Origin of the sequence: Gottfriedia sp. NPDC058432, assembly GCF_042721555.1 — a bacterium.
In the GTDB taxonomy this organism is placed as follows: domain Bacteria; phylum Bacillota; class Bacilli; order Bacillales; family Bacillaceae_G; genus Gottfriedia.
Genome location: NZ_JBHXLC010000010.1, coordinates 175259 through 193907, shown reverse-complemented (window position 1 = coordinate 193907; position 18649 = coordinate 175259). Strand labels below are relative to the sequence as shown.

Annotated in this window: 15 protein-coding genes; all 15 read left to right on the top strand. The window is 36.0% G+C overall.

Features of this window, described 5'->3' with window-relative positions; genetic code table 11:
- Positions 1-718: 718 nt before the first annotated feature.
- The 15 genes from ACFWM3_RS12765 to ACFWM3_RS12695 all read left to right on the top strand — a co-directional run bounded on the left by ACFWM3_RS12765 (position 719) and on the right by ACFWM3_RS12695 (position 18643).
- Positions 719-2047: an aspartate aminotransferase family protein gene (locus ACFWM3_RS12765; RefSeq protein WP_390311556.1), complete on the top strand. Its 1329-nt coding sequence runs from the start codon at positions 719-721 to the stop codon at positions 2045-2047.
- Positions 2047-2742, top strand: a complete 696-nt coding sequence (locus ACFWM3_RS12760) for a CoA transferase subunit A (RefSeq protein ID WP_056475375.1) — start codon at positions 2047-2049, stop codon at positions 2740-2742. Before ACFWM3_RS12765 ends, ACFWM3_RS12760 begins: the two co-directional genes overlap by 1 nt.
- Before the next feature lie 11 nt (positions 2743-2753).
- Positions 2754-3401 carry a 3-oxoacid CoA-transferase subunit B gene (locus ACFWM3_RS12755; RefSeq protein WP_390311561.1) on the top strand — a complete coding sequence of 216 codons (648 nt, stop codon included), beginning with the start codon at positions 2754-2756 and terminating at the stop codon, positions 3399-3401.
- Positions 3402-3407: 6 nt separating this feature from the next.
- On the top strand, positions 3408-4676 hold the full coding sequence (locus ACFWM3_RS12750) for a peptidase (RefSeq protein WP_390311554.1): 1269 nt from the start codon (positions 3408-3410) through the stop codon (positions 4674-4676).
- A 631-nt stretch (positions 4677-5307) separates the two neighbouring features.
- Positions 5308-6156, top strand: a complete 849-nt coding sequence (locus ACFWM3_RS12745) for a MurR/RpiR family transcriptional regulator (protein ID WP_390311552.1) — start codon at positions 5308-5310, stop codon at positions 6154-6156.
- Between the two features lie 67 nt (positions 6157-6223).
- Entirely contained in the window at positions 6224-7033 is an 810-nt protein-coding gene (locus tag ACFWM3_RS12740) for a GNAT family N-acetyltransferase (RefSeq protein WP_286131763.1), read from the top strand.
- Positions 7034-7067: 34 nt separating this feature from the next.
- On the top strand, positions 7068-8072 hold the full coding sequence (locus ACFWM3_RS12735) for a dipeptidase (protein WP_056475390.1): 1005 nt from the start codon (positions 7068-7070) through the stop codon (positions 8070-8072).
- A 50-nt stretch (positions 8073-8122) separates the two neighbouring features.
- Positions 8123-9268 (top strand): o-succinylbenzoate synthase, encoded by a 1146-nt coding sequence (menC, locus tag ACFWM3_RS12730; protein WP_390311550.1) that lies wholly within the window; start codon positions 8123-8125, stop codon positions 9266-9268.
- Between the two features lie 347 nt (positions 9269-9615).
- Positions 9616-11043: a serine hydrolase domain-containing protein gene (locus tag ACFWM3_RS12725; RefSeq protein WP_390311549.1), complete on the top strand. Its 1428-nt coding sequence runs from the start codon at positions 9616-9618 to the stop codon at positions 11041-11043.
- A 13-nt stretch (positions 11044-11056) separates the two neighbouring features.
- A complete protein-coding gene (locus ACFWM3_RS12720) occupies positions 11057-12703 on the top strand; it encodes an ABC transporter substrate-binding protein (RefSeq protein WP_390311548.1) in 1647 nt (548 codons plus the stop codon).
- Positions 12703-13638 (top strand): nickel ABC transporter permease, encoded by a 936-nt coding sequence (gene nikB, locus ACFWM3_RS12715; RefSeq protein ID WP_390311547.1) that lies wholly within the window; start codon positions 12703-12705, stop codon positions 13636-13638. The genes ACFWM3_RS12720 and nikB overlap by 1 nt, the downstream gene beginning before the upstream one ends.
- Positions 13638-14537 carry an ABC transporter permease gene (locus ACFWM3_RS12710; RefSeq protein ID WP_056475407.1) on the top strand — a complete coding sequence of 300 codons (900 nt, stop codon included), beginning with the start codon at positions 13638-13640 and terminating at the stop codon, positions 14535-14537. Before nikB ends, ACFWM3_RS12710 begins: the two co-directional genes overlap by 1 nt.
- Positions 14538-14556: 19 nt before the next feature.
- On the top strand, positions 14557-15537 hold the full coding sequence (locus tag ACFWM3_RS12705) for an ABC transporter ATP-binding protein (protein WP_390311546.1): 981 nt from the start codon (positions 14557-14559) through the stop codon (positions 15535-15537).
- Complete coding sequence (locus ACFWM3_RS12700) at positions 15534-16508, top strand: ABC transporter ATP-binding protein (protein WP_390311545.1); 975 nt, start codon at positions 15534-15536, stop codon at positions 16506-16508. Before ACFWM3_RS12705 ends, ACFWM3_RS12700 begins: the two co-directional genes overlap by 4 nt.
- A 59-nt stretch (positions 16509-16567) precedes the next feature.
- Entirely contained in the window at positions 16568-18643 is a 2076-nt protein-coding gene (locus tag ACFWM3_RS12695; protein WP_390311544.1) for a S9 family peptidase, read from the top strand.
- Positions 18644-18649 lie beyond the last annotated feature (6 nt).

Below are 18649 nucleotides of genomic sequence, written 5' to 3'. Positions count from 1 at the left end.
ACAATAATTATACAAGAAAAAAGTGAAGGCTTCCTCGATGAATCGAGAAAGCCTTCACTTTTTTAAACCACAAGGACTTTTTCAGTGGCCTCGGCGAGCCTGCGGGGTCTCAGCCTTCCCGCATATCCCATAGGAGTCGAGCACCCCTTTCGTTCCAATCAACTTATTCATCAAAAAAAGTTTGCAATAAAAGCTATTCAAATAGCCTTTACTTAGAGTGTCCTAACAGTTGTTTAAAAATCAGATTGTAGGTCAATTACTATCGAACATTAATTAATAAACTAATCAATTGAATTTGTTTTCTAAAAATTAGCTCAGAATAATTTTAACTTCTAAAAAAACTTACTAGTGTTATTGGAATCACAAAATTGATCAAACATATTAAAATCTAAAACCATTAATAGATAGATCATCCAAAAAATGATGATTTCATCATTAATAAATGTTCAATTAATGTCCGTTTACTCTATTGACCATTTTATATTTCAACATTCTGAGACCACATTTTTGTGGTCTTTTTCAGGCAATCAATATTTTACTAGTCAATTATTAATGTCATATTAAGCTGTTTTTGCGCCTCATATTTTATCCAATCTTTCCTCAATACACCGCAGTCTTTTATTCGAAGTAAACCCTATTGTTTTTTCATTAGTCTAACTTCATGGGCTTTCAACTATATATATAGTAATGAGATTTAAGTGAAAGATGGTGGGGTAGTATGACTAAACGAGATTATTTAATAAAACCGCTTGTAGGTGATAGTTATCCAACAATTGATCGAGGAGATACTATCTACCTATGGGACAAGCAAGGAAAGAAATATATTGATGGTTCTTCGGGTGCAGTTGCGGCAAGTATTGGTCATGGTGTAAAGGAAATAATTGACGAAATGGTAAAGCAAGCTTCTAAAGTGGCGTTTGTTTATCGATCACAGTTTACGAGTGAGGCGGCAGAACAATTAGCTGAAAAAATAAGTCAGCTAGCACCTGGAGATTTAAACTGGAGTTTTTTTGTTAATAGTGGTACTGAAGCAACTGAAACAGCTATGAAAATGGCAATACAGCATTTTCAAGAAAGAGGAATTCATACGAAAACGAAGATCATATCAAGAAGTATGAGCTATCATGGCATCACGATGGGATCCTTATCTATGTCAGGTCATCCTTTAAGGAGGAAACGTTTTACTAGTTTACTAGAGGATTATCCGATGGTTGAAGCGCCGTATTGTAAAAGGTGCCCATTTGAATTAGAGCCTGGAAATTGTGGTTTACTTTGTGCGACTGCACTTGATCGTACAATTCAGAAATTAGGTTCTGAAAATGTAGCGGCATTTATAGCTGAACCTATTGTTGGTGCGGCAGGTGCTGCGTTAACTCCTCCCAAAGGATATTATGAAAAAATTAAAGAAATTTGTGATAAACACGATGTACTACTTATTGCAGACGAAGTAATGACGGGAATAGGTAGAACTGGAGAAATGTTCGGAATGAATCATTGGAATTGTGTGCCTGATTTATTAGTCCTCGGTAAGGGATTGGCGGCTGGTTATACGCCAATTGCTGCAGCAATCGCAAGTGATCGTGTAATGCAACCTATTTTAGAAGGCAGTCGACTTGTTATGAGTGGCCATACGTTTAGTGCGAATCCTCTCTCTGCAAGTATAGCTTTAGCTGTTTTAAACTATGTCGAAAAAAATGGATTAGTACAAAATTCTAAAATACAAGGTGAAAAGATTAAATTAAAACTAAGAGAATGGCAGAAAGAGTATCCTTTTCTATTCGATATCAGGGGTGAAGGACTACTAATCGGTATAGAAATAGATGAAGATTTCTTTGATTGTAAAAGTGTAACAAATCGTGTAATTGAGATTGCTAAAAATCATGGATTATTACTCTATCCATCTGTTAGTGGTCCATATGGAAGATCTGAAAATAGTTTCTTGCTTTCTCCACCTTTAGTCATTACTGATGCGCAAGTAAATGAATTGCTAACTTTATTAAAGGAAGTATTTAATGAGCTAAATCAAGAAGCAAAGGAGATCGAATAATGGCAATCAATACTTTCGGGAAAATCATTAGTATTGAAGAAGCTTTGCTTTATTTTAAAGATGATATGGTGTTAATGTTCGGTGGGTTTGGAGGAATCGGTAATCCACCAACATTAATAAGGAGCATTTTAGAGAAAGGTGTGAAAGATCTTACTCTAATTGGAAATGACACGGGTTTTCCTGATGTTGGGGTCGGACAATTAGTGACGGCTAAAAGAGTAAAAAAAATGATTACAACGCATATTGGATCAAATCCGAATGCTGGAAAGCAAATGACAGATGGTACGTTAGAAATAGAGTTTAGTCCTCAAGGTACATTTATCGAACGGATTCGAGCGGGTGGAGTTGGATTAGGTGGCGTTTTAGTAGATATTGGGATTGATAGTGTAATAGATGTTGATAAACAGAGAGTGAATGTATTTGGAAAAGAGTATTTAGTTGAAACTCCTCTCATTTCAGATGTTTCAATTGTATATGCGAAAAAAGCAGATCCTTTTGGGAATTTAGTTTTTGATAAAAGTGCTCGCAATACGAATCCTTACGTAGCAATGGCCGGAAAAATCACAATTGCTGAAGTTGAAGAAATTGTTCCTTTAGGAGCATTAGAACCTGAAGAAATTATCGTACCTGGCGCTTTCGTTAACCACATCGTTCAATCGGAAGGGGTGAATTGGAAGTGGGTTTGGGAAAAATAAATCCAAGGGAAATGATGGCAAAACGTGCAGCAAAAGAAGTAAAGAGCGGTATGATTGTGAATCTTGGGATTGGAATTCCTTCACTCATCCCAAATTACTTACCAGAGGATTGTCGGGTAATGTTCCATGCAGAAAATGGCGTGTTAGGTTTAGGCCCTACTCCACAAAAAGGTGAAGAAGACGAGAATTTATGTAATGCTGCAGGATTACCTGTAACATTAATTCCAGGTTCCAGTTATTTTGATAGTAGCATAGCCTTTGCGATTATTCGAAAAGGTTTATTAGATTTAACCGTACTAGGAGCCCTCGAAGTTAGTAAAAATGGCGATTTAGCAAATTGGATTGTTCCTGGTAAAAGAGTACCAGGAATTGGTGGAGCAATGGACTTAGCTCAAAAATCAAAAAAAGTAATTGTTTTAATGAACCATACTAATAAAAATGGTGACCCTAAAATAGTCTCTGAATGTACACTTCCTCTTACATCTCCATGTTGCGTTGATTTAATCATTACTGAAATGGCCGTAATTGAAGTTAAAAAAGAAAGTGGAGAGCTTTGGTTAAATGAAGTAATGTCTCCATATTTAGTCAGCGATGTAATTGAGAAAACTGGTGCCCCACTATTTGTGAACCCAAATGTTATTGTTCATCGTTGGGAGTGATCGAAATTGTATTTGAAAACTAAAATTAATGCCTACATTCATAAAAATAAGAACAAAGCAATTGAATTACTTCAGAATCTTGTTCAAGAAAAAAGTGTTTCAGGAAATGAAGCTGATGCACAAAAAATTATCTCAAATTATTTACAGAATCTTGGATTAGTGATTGATCGCTTTGAGCCGTCAATTGAGGAATTAGCTAAATCATCCTATTTTATTTCAGAACGAACTTCATTTGAAGAAAGTCCGAATATAGTTGCAATCTTAAAGGGGACAGGAAATGGAAGATCAATTATATTAAATGGACATATAGATGTAGTTCCTGAAGGTGAAATAAGTAGTTGGGAGCGCCATCCGTATAGCGGTGAAATCGTAGGGAATCGCTTATATGGTAGGGGAACAACAGATATGAAGGGCGGTAATGTTGCTGCACTATTTGCGATTGAGGCGATAAAAAAATGTAATATTCCACTTAAAGGCGATATCTATTTTGAAAGTGTTATTGAGGAGGAAAGTGGAGGGGCAGGTACGCTAGCAACAATATTACGGGGATACGTTGCAGATGCTGTCCTTATTCCAGAACCAACTAAAATGAAAATATTTCCGAAACAACAAGGCAGTGTTTGGTTTCGAGTAAAAGTAAAAGGTAAAGTTGCCCACGGTGGAACTAGGTATGAAGGTGTTAGTGCAATTGAAAAAAGTATAATGGTTATAAATCATATAAATCAATTAGAAAAAGTTCGAAATACAAGATTACTAGATGATCCTCTATACAAAAATGTGCCAATTCCAATACCGATTAATATCGGAAAAATAAATGGCGGTACTTGGCCCTCCTCGGTCTCCGATTTAGTTACTCTTGAGGGAAGACTAGGTGTTTCACCAAATGAAACAATCGAAGAAGCTAAACTTGAAATAACGAGGTGGCTTAAAACACTCTCATTAATTGATGATTGGTTTATTGAAAATCCGGTTGAAGTTGAATTTTTTGGAGCAAGATGGTTACCAGGTAGTATCGATCTTGGGCATCCATTTATGGAATCTCTAAAGAAATCCTATCAATATGTTTATAAAAATGAGCCGATTATTGAAGCCTCCCCATGGGGTACGGACGGCGGATTATTTACACAAATAAAACAAATACCTACGATTGTGTTTGGACCAGGGGAAACGAAGGTTGCTCATTATCCAAATGAATACATTGATTTAGATGAATTATTTCGTTGTGCGGAGGTAATTGCCCACACTTTACTAGATTGGTGTGGGGTAGAAGAATAAAAATCATTATACTAAATTAATTGTTAAAACAAGAACAGAAGACTAATCACATCGACAATGTAGCTATACAAAAGAAGCTGAAGTCCAAAAATATTTTCACGGAAATAATATGAGCTTTTTTTTGAGTCTAAATTGATAAAAAAATTGATTTATTGCACTTATACATTTGCCATGCCAAGAGTATTATGAATGATTGCTTTATTCCATCAATTAGGATACAAAGACAATATTAATTACATTATTTATAAAATTGAAGATATGAATCTATGGGTAAAAATTTTGACTGAAAAATGATTAAAAATAATTATATAATGTTAAGGGCTAACTTTAGGGTTAGTCCTTTTCTCTTGTTTAAAAATAGTGTTATATAATCAGCAAGTGATAAACGTTCAACTCTAATCAAATGAAATGGGCATTTTTTTTCTTAACAAGATGATGGTAATTGTTGAAGGAGCAACACTAGAATGACAATCTAATGGTTTATTTTAATCTAGTATTTGCCCCTAGAACAGTTCCTAAGGTAACAATATATTATTTTTAGAAAATTTAGAATTTAATCTTGAATAAAAGAATAAACTTTAATATAATGAAAAAAAAGGAAATCCTTCAAAAAGTGAATGGGAGATTAGGAATGGAAGAATTAAAACAAAAAGTTCAAGATGAGTTTGATAACTTTTCGAAGGGTTTAAAAAAGGTCGCGAAATATTTCCTTGCAAATCCGGAAGACTTCGCAATGGACTCAGGTGTTCAAGTTGGACAAAAGATTAATGTAAGCGAAACGACTGTTATTCGATTTTGTCATGCTCTAGGCTATAGTGGCTTTAGTCCATTGCAAAGGGATATCCAGAGCCGACTGTTGAATCGTAAAAGCAGTTTAGTTGAATATCATTCCGTGAAAAACAAGATGGACATGGATCGAGATTTTTCTAAGAAAATGATGCAAAAGGACGCAGAGTTAATATTGCAAACTGCTGAAGTACTAAACGAAGAGGAATTTAATGTGGCAGTAGAACGATTAAGTCAAGCTGAAAGGATCCTTGTTTCTGGTACCCGTTCTTCTCATGCAATGGCACATTGGTTTTCGTTTGCACTTGAACTCATTCGAGGGAATGTTAGGATGTTTAGACCAGATACGGATGATATTGTTTTACGCATGGGTGAAATGAATGAAAATAGTACTTTCGTAGCATTTTCATTCCATCGGTATGCAATAGAAACAATTAATATGGCTAGGGAAGCGAAATTGCGGGGGGCGTTTGTGATTAGTTTTACCGATTCCGAGGTTGCACCGATTCGAGAATATACTGATGTATTATTTACGGTGCAGCTACCGATCAAGTCAACACTAGATGTTAGTCCGGCAGTTTTTTCTCTTATGAATTCTTTACTTGGTGGAGTAGTTGTCAAAAATTCTGATCAGTTTATGAAGCGTACAAAGGCATATGAGAATTTTCATTTGGACCATTTCTTTGGGGAATAAAGGCTATCTTTTTATTAGATAATACCTTCACCTTCCTCTTAATTTTATAAAGAAAGTGGGTATGAAAATGTTTCAAATTAAACGATTGGAGGATATTGCTGAAATAGAATCCATTCAACGAATTGAAAAAGAAGTGTGGAATATGTCACCGATACCTATTCACCAAACATATACAGCATCTCATAATGGTGGGTTGATTTTAGGAGCTTTTCACGATCAACAATTAATAGGGTTTCAATATAGCTTTCCAGGGTATATGGACGGTAGATCCTATTTATGCTCCCATATGCTAGGAGTTTTACCTACCTATCAAAAAAGTGGATTAGGTAAAAAATTGAAAGAGGCACAGCGGAAGTATGCCTTAGAAATGGGCTATTCATTGATTGTTTGGACATTTGATCCATTAGAGAGTGTTAATGCTTACTTAAACCTAAATAAGCTAAAGGGGATTGGTGCTACCTACATCGAAAATCATTATGGCGAGATGACTGACTCACTAAATAAAGGACTGCCTACTGATCGTTTTTTAGTAGAGTGGTGGATTCGTAGTGATCATGTATGTAAGGCCCCAAGTAGGGTCGACTTACAGGGGTACAAACCATTAGTAGAAACAAAGCTTGATAACTTTGGTTTTCCGACAATTAGTAGAGAATATGAAATCGATTTAACGGAAGGTATTTATGCAGTTCCAATACCTGAAGAATTTCAACAAATAAAAAATAAAAGACCTGAGCTTGCAATGGAATGGCGGTACAAAACTAGAAAATGGTTCCAAAAATTGTGTGAAAATGGCTTTGCTGCTAGTGATGTAATCCGAAATCCAGAAGGAAGAGTAAGTTATTATATTTTTGAAAAACGTGAAAAATTATCTATTTAAGCTTCTAAACTCTTTTAAGGAGGAGAGATTTTTTGTGGTTAATTTTCGAAATAGTGCATTAACAATTGATGGGCACTTTGATATTTTAATGGATGTTCAGATCCAACGGGAAAAAGGAAGAAAAAAAGTAATTGAAACAGATTATTATCCTAGGTTTGTAAAAGGCGGAATTAATGTTATTATCGCTTCCATATTTATAGAAAGTGCATTTTTACCAGAAATGGCACTTCGCAAAGCATTAAGTCAAGTAAGTGCGCTTTATGAAGAAGTGAAAGAGTCTCCTGATAAATTAATGATCTGTTATAACGGAGCTGACATGGATCTTGCAAAGGAACAAGGAAAGATTGGTTTCTTACTCTCTCTTGAAGGAGCAGAACCGATCGGAACAGATCTTAGTTTATTACGAGTTTTTTATGAATTAGGGGTTCGTAATCTGGGACTGGTTTGGAGCAGGAGAAATGCGGTAGGGGATGGGAGTTTCTTTCAGCCGGTCCCTGAAGGAAGAAAGGGGGGGATTTCAAGCTTTGGAGTTAAGGTGATTAAAGAGGCAGAAAGACTAGGTATATCTATTGATGTATCGCACTTAAATGATGAAGGCTTCTGGGATGTCATTGAAATTTGTGAAACGCCAGTTATTGCTTCCCATTCCAATGCACGCTCGATTTGCTCAACAATGAGAAATTTGACGGATGAACAAATGATGGCAATTGCTTCCACAAATGGTGTAATTGGGCTTAATGCTGCTAGTATGCTAGTTTCTGAAGATGATTCTAAAAGTAATATTGTGCAGCTCGTTAATCATTTAGATCATCTTGTGGATGTAGCAGGAATTGAACATGTAGGAATAGGGTTAGACCTTTGTAATGACTTTATGAAATACCTATCACAAGATGATTTAGCTAGTTTGCCAAGAGTACCCTTCGATGTGATTGATGGCCATGACCAATTACCTCTTTTTATCGAAGAGCTAATGAATCGAGGGTATAAGGAAGTCGAAATAACAGCGATATTAGGAGGTAATTTTAGAAGGATTTATTAATAAAGTGAAAGGTTTTTACAAACCAGTTCACTTTCATAGGAGGTTTTAGAATGACCTATAGTCCAATCTCGATTCGGCAAATTACGTTGAACCGATTAAAAATGAAGTTAAATGATCCTTTCACCACAAGCTTTGGGACCTTTCAAGAAAAAGAGTTTTATGTCATTGAAGTAGAAGATGAGGATGGGAACATTGGGTTTGGAGAATCCGTTGCCTTCTCTAGTCCTTGGTATAGTGAGGAAACCGTTAAAACCAATAAACATATTATGGAAGATTTTCTCATTCCATTATTGTTTGATGCTCCTATTTATCACCCTGATGAAGTGTCTGAACGTTTCCAACCTATTAGAAAAAATAATATGGCAAAGGCTGGACTAGAAGGAGCAGTTTGGGATCTTTTTGCTAAACGACGAAAATTACCCCTCTATCAAGCACTTGGGGGAAATAAAGATAAAATCGATGTTGGAATAAGTATCGGTCTTCAGCCAACAGTAAAAGAACTTCTTGAAATCGTGGATTCTCGTGTCAATGAAGGATATAAACGGATAAAGTTAAAAATTAAACCTGGGTCCGATTACGACATGTTAAAAGAAGTAAGAAGGGAATTTCCACATATTTCAATGATGGCTGATGCAAATTCTGCTTATACTTTATCTGATATAGAGTTATTAAAAAAACTCGATGAATTTAATTTAACGATGATTGAACAACCTTTAAGTCATGATGATATTATTGACCATGCCAAATTGCAACAACAGCTAGTAACGCCTATTTGTTTGGATGAAAGTATACACTCACTAGAAGATGCTAAAAAAGCAATAGAATTAGGTAGCTGTCGAATTATTAATATTAAAATTGGGCGTGTTGGCGGACTAACTGAAGCTAAAAGGATACACGATTATTGTTTAATGAAAGGAATTCCTGTATGGTGCGGAGGTATGCTTGAAGCTGGCATTGGACGTGCTCATAATATCGCCTTAACATCATTAGATCAGTTTATTTTACCAGGAGATACTGCTGCTTCGGCAAGTTACTGGGAGCGAGATATTATCGATCCTGAGGTAATAGTAGACCAAGGAGTTATTCAAATTCCACAGAGATTCGGAATCGGCTATGACATAAATCGAGAGGCGTTAGAATACTATTGCGTCGAAAAAAATGTGTTCATAGAATCGAATTACAAAGTAAAAACTTAAAATTATGAAAAGTCAGAAAATATATTGACTAGAAATTCTAAGAGACTATATAATAAGTAAAAAGGAAATTCTTTATAATTCATAAAAATGAAGTATTTACTTTTTTTGAAGAAGTACTAATCACTTTAATTAAGTTAAAAAAACAACTTGAATCTTCTACTAATCAACTAATCAACTAATCAACTAATCAACTAATCTACCCCAAAAAATCTTACTTTTGTACAAGTAATGTTTCTACCCATTTATTCGAAAATCTAACACTGTAAAGAGATTAACTTAAATTCTAGTAGTCACACCTAAAGTTAACTAATTTTAGGTTTAATAAAATATTAAGGGAGAGTGCTGTAATGGGACACAATGTTATGAAAAAAGTAAAAGAGTTTGAGGTTTATTGCAATGAAATAGTAGAGAAGTATCAAATTCCTGGCTATGTTCTTGGTCTAGCTAAAAATGGTGAATTATTTTATGAAAGCGGTTTCGGTTACCGTGATAAAGAAAATGAATTAGCATTATCCTCTGACACAGTACTTGGAATTGGCTCTGTAACTAAATCATTTACTTGTGTAGCAATTCTCCAATTACAAGAGGCAGGGAAATTATCGGTTCAGGATCCTATTATTAAATATTTACCTGAGTTTAAGACAAGCAATGATGAATATACAAAGCAGATGACGCTCCACCATTTTATGACGCATTCAGCAGGACTTCCACCAATTCCAAGTCTTTATGGTGCTATGAGTAAAACACTAGCATTAGATCCAAAATTTGATGACGACAATGAGGAACAAAAATCTCCTGATATTCCATACATTGCTACATACGAAGAATTAATGGAAACAATCGCTAAAGGTGAATATACACTGCTTGGTGCTCCAGGTACTGAATTTAGTTATTCTAATGACTGTTATGCTTTACTCGGTGCTGTTGTGGAGAGAGTCAGCGGTATAACTTATGAGCAGTACATGAAGGATTTTATATTAGATCCTGCTGGTATGAAGAATAGTGTCTTCCATCTTTATGAATTGGAAGGGCACGAAGATATTTCAAACTTATATGCTTCTAGAAAAAAAGATGATGAGACGATTGTGTTTGAGTCAAATAACCCATGGGATGCACCATCGATGCGTGCAGCAGGATTCTTAAAATCAACTGTAAACGATATGCTGAAATATGCAGAAATCTTCCGAAATGAAGGCAAAGTAGGAGATGCTCAAATTTTGACACCTGAGAGTGTTGAAGCCATGACTACTCCATATATTCAATGTGGATATACTGAATTCTATGGATACGGAGTAATGATTCATCCAGATTTCTATGGATATAAACTTGTTGAACATGGCGGTTCTATTAAAGGGGTATCAGCTCAATTGAATATTATCCCTGAGTTAGGTTTAACTGGTTTTTCGAATGCTAATTTAATAGGCGTTCCTTCTAAGAAACTTTTAAATAGCGCTTTTGCTGATTATTTGGAAAAACCATTAAAATCTTCACATTTAAACATATCGGAAATACATTTAGATGTAGATCAATTACAAGAATATGTTGGGAAATTTGTTTCAGGTGAGGGTGGAAAGGTTGAATTTTCTATCAATGATGATGGAAAACTTTGTGCTCAAATGGAAGGGATGGTAGACTCGCTAGTAAAACCGATTGAGGAAGACTGGTTTTTATTTGAAATGAGAGAAGATGAATATTCTATTCAATTTAAACGAGACGAAGAAGGAAAAATTATTCGTTGTGTATTTGGATTCAGACAATTAGTAAAAACGGAATAAGGAGGCTAATCAATTGCGTACAAAAACTGCACGTAAAATATTCCCAAGATTCGCACTGTTATCAGTGAGCGTTCTTACTATTTTTGCATTGACTGCATGTAATTCTACTGACCAAGCATCAACGAGTAATAAGAAAAATACGACAAATACTTCAGTTGCACCACAAACAGGTGGAACGATTACAGTGGGGCTTTCGCAAGAACCAGATACTCTTGATATTCAAAAAACAGCAATGAGTACAGCCGATGAAATTTCAAATCGTTTAGGAAATACACTTTTAACTCTTGACCCGAAAACGAATGAAATTGCTCCAGGTCTTGCAGAAAGCTACCAAGTATCAAATGATGGTAAAACGATTACGTTTAAAATTCGTCAAGGTGTTACATTTCATGATGGGTCGCCTTTAACATCAAAGTCATTTAAAGAAACATTTGACCGTATGTTAAATCCTGCCACTGGTGCACCTTTAGTTAGCTTTTTAGCTGGTGTAAAATCAGTTTTGACTCCAGACGATCAAACACTAGTCGTTGATTTGGAACAACCATCGGCACCTTTTTTAAATAACTTAACAACTGGGTTTTTACAGCCATTATCTGTATCCGCTATCAATAAGGATGGAGCTAATTATGGAAGGAACCCTGTCGGAGTTGGTCCTTGGAAGTTTGAGAAATGGACAACGGGACAATCTGTTACATTAGATCGAAATAATGATTATAATTGGGCGCCATCCTTTTTTGCAAATAAAGGAAAGGCTTACCCAGATAAATTAGTGTATAAATTTATTACGGATCCACAAACGATGCTGGCTGCTCTTGATAGTGGTTCGATTGATGTCCTAGTAAATGCAGCTCCAAAAGATGCTGAAAGATATCGCAAGAATGATAAGTTTCAAGTCCTCGATGCTGATCAACAAGGGCTAGGATTATTCTTAGAGATGAATCTTGATAACGAATTGTTAAAGGATAAAAATGTGAGAACAGCATTGAATATGGCTATTAACAAAAATGCCATCATTAAAGCAGCTCTTAATGGTGAAGGAACAGCAGCATATGGACCACTTTCATCCTCTATTTTTGGATATGATCCGAATGTAAAAGAATATGGTATTAAATACAATAAAGATGAAGCTATCAAACTATTAGAAAGCTCAGGCTGGAGTAAAAATAGTCAAGGTATTATGGAGAAAAACGGAAAGAAACTAGAGTTTGATCTTTCAGTCTATAGTACACAAAGTCAAGCTGCACAAATCGTTCAAGCGATGTTAAAGGATATAGGCGTTATTATTAATATTAAACAAATGGAAACAGCAACCCTAATTCAAAAAGCATCTAAAGGAGAATTCGATCTTTCATTCTTAAGTTATTCTTATTCTGATCCTGACATTCTTTATATGCTATTCCATTCAAGTCAAATTGGTGGATTAAATCACATTCGAGTGAAAAATCCAGAGCTTGATGCTTTATTAGAAAAAGGCAGAACAACTACCAATGCTGAGGAAAGAAAGCAAATTTATGCTGACGCTCAAAAGTTGATTGTTGAAAATGCTTACTGGGTGCCAATCTATTCTCCTAAAGTGTTTTATATTGCCAATAAGAGAGTACATGATATCAAACTTCAGTCAACGAATATACTTTTAAATGATAGTTGGGTGAGTAAGTAATGACTCAATACATTCTAAACCGGATCATTTCAGCCATCATTGTTATCTTTGGTATCTCGATCCTCTCATTTTTTCTAATACACTTGATACCTGGAGATCCAGTCAAAATAATGCTCGGTTTAAATGCATCACCGGAACAAGTAGCAAAACTAACACACCATTTGGGGCTGGATAAGCCCCTTTTGGTTCAATATTTACAATACATTAATAATGTTTTTCACGGCGATTTTGGGACATCCTTGAAAACCGGTAGACCGGTATTGACTGAAATCTTAGATCGTTTTCCTGAAACAATAAAGTTAGCAGCATCTGGGATGATATTTGCCGTCATTATTGGAATCGCGTTGGGTGTTTTAGCAGCGAAATACAAGGATACGATAATCGATACATTTTGTACTGGCTTAGCAACCTTAGGCGTATCTATTCCGAGCTTTTGGTTAGGAATCTTATTAATTTTAGTATTTTCGGTGAAATTAAGCTGGTTTCCTATAGCTGATGGAACTGGATTCAGATCACTCATTCTACCTGCTATTACTTTAGGAGTAGTCATGTCTACTATGATTAGTAGATTAACTAGAAATGGAATGGTGGAGGTTTTATCAAATGACTTTATTCGTACTGCACGATCGAAAGGTCTAGAGGAGCGTCATATATTATTCCGCCATGCTTTTAGAAATGTGCTTATTCCAATCATTACTGTTATTGGATTGCAAATAGCAGCGCTACTTGGTGGTACGGTGATTATCGAGCAAGTCTTTAATTGGCCAGGTTTAGGTACACTATCCATTGGTGCAATAATGTCAAGGGATTTTCCGATGATTCAGGGTACTGTCTTATTTATGGGAGCTGTTTACGTTAGCGTTAATATATTAGTAGACATCGTTTACAGTTTAATCGATCCACGTATTAAATTGAATGAAAAGGGTGAAGGGTAATGGCGAAATTGAGTGAGGCATATAAACCAATTGAGGCTCCCACTCTACGTAGGAAACCTAAACTTATTAAACTCACAACTTTCCATAAAATTCTTAGCTATAAGCGGGCTAAATACTGCTTAATTTTCTTACTATTAATTGTTTTAATTGGCATCTTTGCCCCATTTATTGCACCTTATAATCCTGAGAAGCCGTTCTATGATGCCATTTTACAAGCTCCAAATAAGGAGCACATTTTTGGAACGGATTCATTAGGAAGGGACGTATTTTCGCGGTTAGTTTATGGAGTTCGCGTTACTTTAACTGTATCCACACTGGCTTTAGGGATCACTTTAGTTGCTGGTACGTTTATAGGGTTAATTAGTGCATATATTGGCGGACTTGTTGATAACATTTTAATGCGTATCATGGATGTCTTGTTAGCTTTACCGAGCATTGTTTTAGCTCTTGCCATTGTCGCGATATTAGGGCCAAGCCTTACAAATGCCATGATTGCTGTTGGAATCGCTTCAATACCGGGCTTTGCTAGATTAACTAGAGGTGCTGTATTGACGGTGAAATTTTCTGATTTCGTCGAAGCAAGTCGCTCGATCGGTAGCTCAAATAGCTGGATTTTGAGAAGACAAATTTTACCCAATATTTTTGGGGTTCTACTTGTTTATACAACTTTATTTATCGGTGTTGCCATTTTAGATACAGCTGGACTTAGTTTCATTGGTCTCGGTGCCCAACCGCCGACTCCTGAATGGGGAACCATGCTCAGTGAGGGGAAGCAATATATTAATGACGCTTGGTGGTTAGCTACATTCCCTGGTCTAGCGATTACGGCAGTTGTGTTTTCAGTTAATTTTTTAGGTGATGTTTTGAGAGATGTATTTGATCCAAAAGCATCAGGGTAACGAGAAGGAGAGGGCGATTATGTCTAATGTACTAGAAGTAAGAGGCCTTACCACGGAATTTAAAAGTAAGCATGGTTCGCTTAAGATCATAGAGAACATTGACCTTACTGTAAAAAAAGGTGAGATACTTGGGATAGTTGGAGAATCGGGCTGTGGTAAGAGTGTGACTTCACTTTCTATCCTTCAGCTATTAGATAAAAAGGCTAAGATTGCTAGTGGTAGCGTTACATTTAATAATAGTAACTTAGTAGATAAAACTGAAAAAGATATGAGGAAAATAAGAGGTAATGAAATATCTATGATTTTTCAAGATCCTATGACATCTCTTAATCCTGTTTTAACGATTGGAATTCAAATAGGCGAAGTGATTCAAAAGCATCAAAAATTAACTGGATCAAATTTGAAGGAAAAGGTTGTACATTTATTACAATTAGTTGGAATACCACGTCCAGAAGCCATCTATCACGAATACCCACACCGTTTATCGGGAGGAATGAAGCAGCGTGTCATGATTGCCATGGCTATATCTTGTAATCCATCACTTTTAATTGCTGATGAACCAACCACTGCACTTGATGTAACAATTCAAGCTCAAATATTAGCTTTACTTAAATCCCTAAAAGATGACTTACATATGTCGATTTTGCTTATTACACATGATCTTGGAGTAGTAGCAGAGATGTGTGATCGAGTAGTAGTAATGTACGCTGGACAAGTTGTGGAAACAACGGATACAAGGACACTTTTGCGTAATCCTAGGCATCCTTATACAATCGGGTTGATTCAATCCACTCCTCATCAATCTAAAGGCGAAAAACGTCTAAAATCGATCCCGGGTCAAGTTCCAACTCCTGACAACTATCCAAAAGGTTGTCGTTTTGCTGACAGATGTCCAAAGGTATTAGGAATATGCAGAAATAGCCTTCCACCACTTATCGAAGTTGATAATCAAACATCTTGTAGATGTTGGTTGGTACAACAAAAGGAGACGTTCGTATGACAGCCCCCCTCTTACAAGTGAAACAGTTAGAAAAAAAGTTTAAGACCAATAAATCTTGGTTTAAACCTCCTCAATATGTACGTGCAGTAAATGGGGTTAGTTTGAATCTAAATCAGGAGGAGACCCTCGGGATCGTTGGAGAATCCGGTTGTGGAAAATCAACAACTGGTAGATGCTTATTACGCCTTATTGAACCCACAAGTGGAGAAGTATTTTTTCAAGGAACAGATATTACTAAACTTAGTAAAAAAGAAATGAATAAATTTCGTAAGGATATTCAGATGGTATTTCAAGATCCAATGGCTTCCTTAAATCCGAAACTGACAGTGAGAGAAATTCTATCTGAACCTTTAATAGCTAATCGAGTTCCAAGGAAAGAACATGATGGTTTAATTAAAGATACTCTTAGTTTAGTAGAACTATCTGAAAGCTATTTATCGAGATATCCACATGAACTTTCTGGTGGACAACGCCAACGTATTGGGATTGCGAGGGCGATTATTATAAGACCAAAGGTAGTCATACTTGATGAACCTGTTTCTGCACTTGATGTTTCAGTTCAGTCTCAAATTCTTAATTTATTACAAGACTTACAAGAAGAACTAGGTCTTTCATATATATTCATTTCACATGATTTGAGTGTAGTTGAACATATCGCACATCGAGTTGGTGTGATGTACCTAGGGGAAATCGTAGAAATTGCAGATAAGGAACAATTATTTAAAAAACCTCTGCACCCATATACGCAAGCATTAATCTCTGCTATTCCAAAGACGGATCCAGACGAACAGAAAGAGCGTGTCATTCTTACGGGGGAGTTACCTTCGCTAGACAACCCACCAAGTGGATGTTCTTTTCATCAACGATGCATTTATGCTATGGATTCCTGTAAAACAGTTAAGCCTCAAATGAAAGAAGTAGACGGAAGAAGAGTTGCTTGTCATTTGTACAATGAAGAGAATAAACGATGATTAATGGATAGTGAAGCCAAATATTTGGATTCACTATCTTCATTTTGGAGGAGATATAAATGAGTTTAAGACTAACTATACCTGAAGATATTTATCGATTTGAATGGCCAAGTAATCCTGTAATTTCACCTGATGGGAAACATGTAATCTATGAAAAAACGAAAGCACGTCAGAATGAAAATGACTATGAATCCCATTTGTTCTTATCTAATATAGAAGGAAAAACGGATGAGCAACTAACGACGAACGGAACAAGTAATACTTATCCTATATGGTCGCCAAAAGAAAACTCCATTGCATATCTATCTAATTGTAGTTATGGTTCGCAAATTTGGGTTTTATCGTTAGACAGTGGGAAGGAGACCTGTCTAACTAAATTTAAACATGGCATTAGCTCAATTGTTTGGTCACCAAATAGTGATCTAATTTATGGTTTAGTGCCAGTAGCGCAAAACGGAGAAGTAGAAGTGTTTGATGAAAATATAAGTGAAGCGGAAGCCAGTGATGAAATCAATGGTCGAAAAAAGCTATGGCTAGAAAGTTCAAAACATTTCAATAAGCTTTATTACAAAAATGATGGGATTGGATTACAAACGCAATTCATTCGCCAACTTGTTTCGATAAATGTTAAAACTGGTGAGTTCAAACAATTAACAAATAGGCAAAATCATCTATCAAATCCTGCTATCTCACCGAATGGGAAATATATTTCTTTTACTTCCTTTAATGATGGAGAGAGTGGTCTTTATGGGGGAAGAATCTACTCTATACCTACTCATGGTGGAGAAGAAAAGTTAGTGTATCCTGAAGCAAATGCGCATTCGCCATCGTATTCACCTGATGGAAAATGGATTGCGTTTTTTTCATACCGTCATAATCAAATTCAATTATTCCTTATTCCAGCTGATGGAGGAGATGCAAGATGTTTAAGCAAACAATATCATGATACGCTAAATGATATGATTTTTACTGATATGCGCTTTTTGAAGAGTCCTTTAAAACCTGAGTGGTCCCAAAATGGAAAGTACGTTTTTTGCCTCGGAACTCGTGAAGGTAGAAATGAAATTGTCCGATTTGCTGTGGAAGATTCAGATGGAAGAGGGCTGATTGTAGTTGGCGGGGACAGAACTATTTTTCATTTCTCTTACAATGGGGATCAAACATTTGTTGTAGCCTATTCGTCTGTTGAACACCCTGGAAAAATTGCTGTGGTTAATGTTGAGAAAGATACAGGAAATCATTATAAAAAAAGAGAACCATCAGAAGAGTTTTCTATTCCAGAAGCACCTTCCCTTTCAACAAACGAAGTACGATTAGATCACTGTAATGATGCCTTTTTATCTGAGGTAAAGGTTGTTAAACCAGCAGTCTTTTCGTATCTTTCAAAGGATGATTGGCAGATTCAAGGATTTGTTCTTAAGCCAGCTAATTTTGAAGAAGGGAAAAAATACCCCGTATTATTAGATATTCATGGTGGTCCCCATTCCTCGTTTGGCTATACTTATTTTCACCAAATGCAACTATTTTCTGCAAAGGGTTTTGCTGTTGTCTACCTTAATCCACGAGGGACATCTGGGTTTGGTACAGATTTTACGAATGCTGTGTGTGGTGATTATGGCGGGAAGGATATGAATGACCTTTTAAATGGGTTAAACGAGGCCTTACGTCATTTTGATTTTCTTGATAAAAACAAGGTGGCAGTCAATGGGATTAGTTATGGTGGATTTATGGTCAATTGGCTAGTTACAAATACGGATCAATTTTTTGCTGCCGTATCAGAAGGCTGTATTTCTAACTGGGTGTCAATGTATGGTACTAGTGATATTGCCCCTGAATTTCTTGAAGTAGAGTTTTTTGGGAAAACGGATGTAGAATCACTTTGGAAACGCTCACCACTTGCTTATGTGGAAAATGTGAATACGCCACTTTTGCTTCTTCATAATGAGAGCGATTTAAGATGTCCTATAGAACAGGCTGAACAGTTTTACTCACAAATAAAGCGTAGGGGAGGAGAGGTTCAATTTACTCGGATACCGAACTCAAGCCACGCACTCCTTCAAACAGGAAAACCGACGCTACGAATTGAAAGGTTAGAAGCCATTCTAGATTTTGTAACCTCACATTTACCAGAATAAATTGCA

Bases quoted from the DNA above. Each gene is read 5' to 3' on its own strand.
- ACFWM3_RS12755 (WP_390311561.1), top strand. From the start codon at position 2,754: ATGATGGCAAAACGTGCAGCAAAAGAAGTAAAGAGCGGTATGATTGTG.
- ACFWM3_RS12705 (WP_390311546.1), top strand. From the start codon at position 14,557: ATGTCTAATGTACTAGAAGTAAGAGGCCTTACCACGGAATTTAAAAGT.
- ACFWM3_RS12740 (WP_286131763.1), top strand. From the start codon at position 6,224: ATGTTTCAAATTAAACGATTGGAGGATATTGCTGAAATAGAATCCATT.
- nikB (WP_390311547.1), top strand. From the start codon at position 12,703: ATGACTCAATACATTCTAAACCGGATCATTTCAGCCATCATTGTTATC.
- ACFWM3_RS12765 (WP_390311556.1), top strand. From the start codon at position 719: ATGACTAAACGAGATTATTTAATAAAACCGCTTGTAGGTGATAGTTAT.
- ACFWM3_RS12745 (WP_390311552.1), top strand. From the start codon at position 5,308: ATGGAAGAATTAAAACAAAAAGTTCAAGATGAGTTTGATAACTTTTCG.
- ACFWM3_RS12760 (WP_056475375.1), top strand. From the start codon at position 2,047: ATGGCAATCAATACTTTCGGGAAAATCATTAGTATTGAAGAAGCTTTG.
- menC (WP_390311550.1), top strand. From the start codon at position 8,123: ATGACCTATAGTCCAATCTCGATTCGGCAAATTACGTTGAACCGATTA.
- ACFWM3_RS12695 (WP_390311544.1), top strand. From the start codon at position 16,568: ATGAGTTTAAGACTAACTATACCTGAAGATATTTATCGATTTGAATGG.
- ACFWM3_RS12700 (WP_390311545.1), top strand. From the start codon at position 15,534: ATGACAGCCCCCCTCTTACAAGTGAAACAGTTAGAAAAAAAGTTTAAG.
- ACFWM3_RS12710 (WP_056475407.1), top strand. From the start codon at position 13,638: ATGGCGAAATTGAGTGAGGCATATAAACCAATTGAGGCTCCCACTCTA.
- ACFWM3_RS12725 (WP_390311549.1), top strand. From the start codon at position 9,616: ATGGGACACAATGTTATGAAAAAAGTAAAAGAGTTTGAGGTTTATTGC.